The following is a 4,222-nucleotide window of genomic DNA, read 5'->3' as shown; positions in this document are numbered from 1 at the left end:
TTCGAGATTCGAGATTCGAGATTCGAGATTCGAGATTCGAGATTCGAGATTCGAGATTCGAGAAAATTAGAAAGGTTGACGTGAAAGCGTCAACCTTTTTTTTGTCTGGAGGTTTGTTTACTCGATTATTTAAGCGATTAGCTAACCTACACAGCAAGAGATCTCCTATTACGCTCATTCGTCGCTCTAGGAGATGACGAGAATAGGTGTAGTGAATCCAAGACAACATCAATGATGCGCCATCAAACCACACCAAATCGTTATCCCTCTTCTCACCATCATTCCCTACAGTGAGGGACGAACGTGATAGGGAATCCGCTTATTGAGAACGTAAGCCCTAGCCACATTCAAACTCCGACCTTATACTCATGTAAAACAATTAATTGGAAAGATCATGAGCTTCGAACTTCACCCGCAACTTGCGAAAGACACCACACTTATCGGCGAATTTCCACTGAGCTTAACCCTGCTACACAAAGATAACGCAGTGCCTTGGGTTATCTTGGTACCAAAACGTGCCAACCTAAAAGAGTTGCACCACTTACCAATGAAAGAGCAACAGCAGTTCCTACATGAATCTCAGGCGGTAAGCCAAGCATTAGAAGCAACGTTCCAACCAGACAAATTGAACCTTGGTGCGCTGGGTAATATGGTGCCACAACTGCACATCCACCATATTGCACGCTTCAAAGACGACATTGCTTGGCCCGGCCCAGTATGGGGTAATACAAAAGGCGAACAGCGCAGTGAAGAAGATCAAGCCGCTATCCTGACTCGTATCCAAAACGTTCTGTCACTGAGCTCTATCTTCAAGAAAGCATAATTCGAGTTCATCTCATTGAGCTTTAAAGCAAAACACTTCAGAAAAGACACATAACAAAAAGCCGCTCATCTTAGATAAGCGGCTTTGTCATTTTCTAATCTCGCCTTTTTCAACGAGAGTCTGAAGACCGAACTACATCATCACGTTAAGCGACAAACCATCTTGTTTGCTGATGGTGTAGCGAATACGCGTTGTATGACCATGCTTATTCGTATCGACCAAGCGAGAAACTTTCCCTTTCTTGACCCAAACACTCAGCATCGCATCGACGCCATCTTCACTCATGCCAAACTTTGCAGCGAGCTCTTTACGAGCCGCAACGCCGTGGCTATCAATGTATTGATGAAGTTCAGTTAAAATCATACTACTTGCACCTCTAGTGCTTTCTGCTTACTGCCCACTTTCTTGAAGACGCGATACGTCACCACAAAACCACCAGCAATCGCCACCATCCATACTGCACTTGTCACAGGATGCGCAGCAAAGTTTGCCGCTTGGTAGTAGAAAGTCGCACCAAAGTAACCAAGAGCCATCGTCCAAACCGCGATGAAGCGTGCAAACGTCTGACCAAATTCACGAACATAAGCACCCATCGCGGCCACACAAGGCGTGTAAAGCAGGATAAGAATCAAGTAAGCGAATGCCGCATGACCAGATACAAACTTGTCTTTCAAGTTACCAAAGATAGAGGTATCGACTTCTTGGTCAGCTGCTACAGAATTAGAGTCAGACAAGTCGCCAACTTCAATACCTAATGGATCTGAGTAGCTCAATCCGGCTAGGTTTTCAGGGATCGTCATTACCGCTTCTTGCAGGCTTGCTGCTAAGTCAAACTCAGCTGCTTCTTCATCAGAAGGCGTTGTATATAGGCTATTTAATGTACCAACAACGGCTTCTTTAGCGAAAATACCTGTGATGATACCAACCGTTGCAGGCCAGTTCTCTTCAGTAATACCAATTGGTTGGAATACAGGTGTTACAACTTGAGCTGCTCTAGACAGTACTGAGTTTTCGCTATCTTCGTTACCAAAGCTGCCGTCCATACCTAGAGAGTTTAGGAAGCTAAGAATAGCCACAACCATCACGATTGTTTTACCTGCACCAAGTACGAAACGCTTCAGCTTCTGCCAAGTTTTCAACATTACGTTTTGCACTGTCGGCAATTCGTAATCTGGCATTTCCATCACTAAGCTATCACTGCTACCTGGGTAGATCGTGTTTTTCAGGAACAAACCCGTAAATACAGAAGCAACGATACCCATGATGTACAGAGCGAATACTACGTTTTGTCCTGCACCTGGGAAGAACGCCGCCGCGAACAGTGCGTATACCGGTAAACGAGCACCACATGACATAAACGGCGCCATTGATGCTGCTAGTTTACGTTCGCGCTCTTGGTCAAGAGTACGAGTTGCCATGATTGAAGGCACGTTACAACCAAAGCCCAGTACAAGTGGGACAAATGCTTTACCCGGTAAACCAATCTTCTGCATCACTTTATCAAGTACAAATGCAGCACGAGCCATGTAGCCTGAGCTTTCTAGTACCGCTAAGAATAGGTAAAGCGCTGCGATAACAGGAATAAAGGTCGCAACCGTTTGGATACCGCCGCCAATACCATCAGCAAGTACAGTGACTAACCAAACTGGTAAATGGCCATCTAATAAGTGGTGTCCACCATCAACTAATATTGCTCCAACACCAATATCGAAGAAGTCGATAAACGCACTACCGATATTGATAGAGAACATGAACATTAGGTACATGATAACGAAGAAGAAAGGAATACCGACCCATTTGTTCAAAATGAATTGGTCTGCTTTCTCTGTAAAGTTACGGCTTAGTTTGTCTTCGCTGCGACGAACACGTTTACAAAGGTCATGTAAGAAAGTGTATTTAGCGTCAGCAACAGCAAGGTCAATATCGAAATCGGCACCAAGACGCACGCTATCAATTTGAGTGCGAGTTTGTGGGGCTAAACCATTCAATACCAAGTAATCATTTTCTAAAGCACGAATCGCTAGCGCTCGGTGAGATACGTCAGCATCATCAAATAGTGACTCAACAGAAGGGATAAGAGCTTCTAACGCGGCATCGTAATCAATAGAGATAGGGTCAAGGCTCACACCTTGCACAAGCAGTTTATGCAGACGCTCTTTAAAGCGAACCACTTGACCTTTATCGTTTGCAGACAAGCTTAGAACTGGGCAACCTAGCTCTTTCTCTAGTGCTTTAAGGTTAATCACCTGACGTTCGCGCTTTAATACATCCATTTTGTTCAACACAACGATCATTGGGCGACCCAACTCACGCAGCTGTAATGTCATATATAAGCTTCGTTCTAGACAGCTAGCGTCGACAACATTGATGATCACATCTGCTGGGTGAGTTAAAACAGCGCGAGACGCGATAGACTCATCGATGCTGTTCGCATCATTACCACTGTCTAGTGCGTAGATACCCGGTAAATCCGTTAGTTGAAACTGATCACCAGCGTGCGAGTATAAACCCGTCTTCTTTTCAACAGTGACACCAACCCAGTTACCAACGTGCTGCTTAGCACCAGTCAGTGCGTTGAACAGTGTTGTTTTACCACTATTCGGGTTACCAACGGTAAGAACTTGATAATCCATTTAGATAACCTCGATTTGTTCTGCAATGCTTTCACGAATGGCGATAGAAACACCTCTCACTTCAACTTGAAGCGGATCACCCATAGGTGCACGGCGGATAAGCGTCACCTCGGTTTTTGGCAACATACCCATGACCATAAGTTTCTTCCTTACGTCTGGTGTTAAACCTGTTAGTGCAACAATAGAAGCCGCCTTTCCTTGCTCTAGTTGTGAGAGTTTCATAAGTACCCAATTCGTGACTGATAATGAGAAAGATTGTTATTAACGCTATGATACACATACATGCCCACAATTCTATTGTGTGAAATCAATGTTTTCGAAAATACATACTCGTAAGTTTCGTTAAAAACGTTTACGTCAAAAACGTTACTTTCAACAACTAGCGAGAACTACCTCACTAGTACAAACCCTCCCAAACAAAAACAAATCATTAATTATCAATCACTTGAGACAATGTCGGTTTTCTCATAGGTATCTGTCGTTAATTTTATAAGTAAAATAAGTAGCTGGACGTATAGTTACTCCATCGAAGAGAAACTACTTCTCTTTAATTTTATTCCAGAGGTGATATGGCTTTGCTATATCACTCCGGCAGCAAGCGAAGGTGTCGTTGGCACCCGTGGTATAGTCCCCCCGGCTATGCCACGATATTTTTTTTCTTCCCTTTGTTTTATCCCAACAACCTTTTTAAACTCCCCATTTATCTCGTATCTCGTATCTCGTATCTCGTATCTCGTATCTCGTATCTCGTATCTCGTATCTCGTA

5 protein-coding genes are annotated in these 4,222 nt (G+C 43.9%); 1 reads left to right on the top strand and 4 read right to left on the bottom strand.

Annotated elements, in window-relative coordinates; genetic code table 11:
- Positions 1 to 394 precede the first annotated feature (394 nt).
- On the top strand, positions 395 to 823 hold the full coding sequence (locus AB6D93_RS00025; RefSeq protein ID WP_102332537.1) for an HIT domain-containing protein: 429 nt from the start codon (positions 395 to 397) through the stop codon (positions 821 to 823).
- 132 nt (positions 824 to 955) lie between these two features.
- Here the strand turns inward: AB6D93_RS00025 and AB6D93_RS00020 are convergent, their stop codons facing one another.
- The 4 genes from AB6D93_RS00020 to AB6D93_RS00005 form a co-directional block, all read right to left on the bottom strand.
- Entirely contained in the window at positions 956 to 1,186 is a 231-nt protein-coding gene (locus AB6D93_RS00020; RefSeq protein WP_017061938.1) for a FeoC-like transcriptional regulator, read from the bottom strand.
- A complete protein-coding gene (gene feoB, locus AB6D93_RS00015) occupies positions 1,183 to 3,456 on the bottom strand; it encodes a Fe(2+) transporter permease subunit FeoB (protein ID WP_136975192.1) in 2,274 nt (757 codons plus the stop codon). Before feoB ends, AB6D93_RS00020 begins: the two co-directional genes overlap by 4 nt.
- Positions 3,457 to 3,678 (bottom strand): FeoA family protein, encoded by a 222-nt coding sequence (locus AB6D93_RS00010; protein ID WP_004734203.1) that lies wholly within the window; start codon positions 3,676 to 3,678, stop codon positions 3,457 to 3,459.
- Positions 3,679 to 4,034: 356 nt separating this feature from the next.
- Positions 4,035 to 4,222 (bottom strand): hypothetical protein (locus AB6D93_RS00005; protein ID WP_372159151.1); only part of this gene is annotated, 188 nt, incomplete at its 5' end.

This window comes from Vibrio sp. 10N.247.310.23 (genome assembly GCF_041467155.1).
GTDB lineage: Bacteria > Pseudomonadota > Gammaproteobacteria > Enterobacterales > Vibrionaceae > Vibrio > Vibrio crassostreae_C.
Note: the sequence above shows the minus strand (reverse complement) of the source record. Positions and strands in the feature narration are given on the sequence as shown.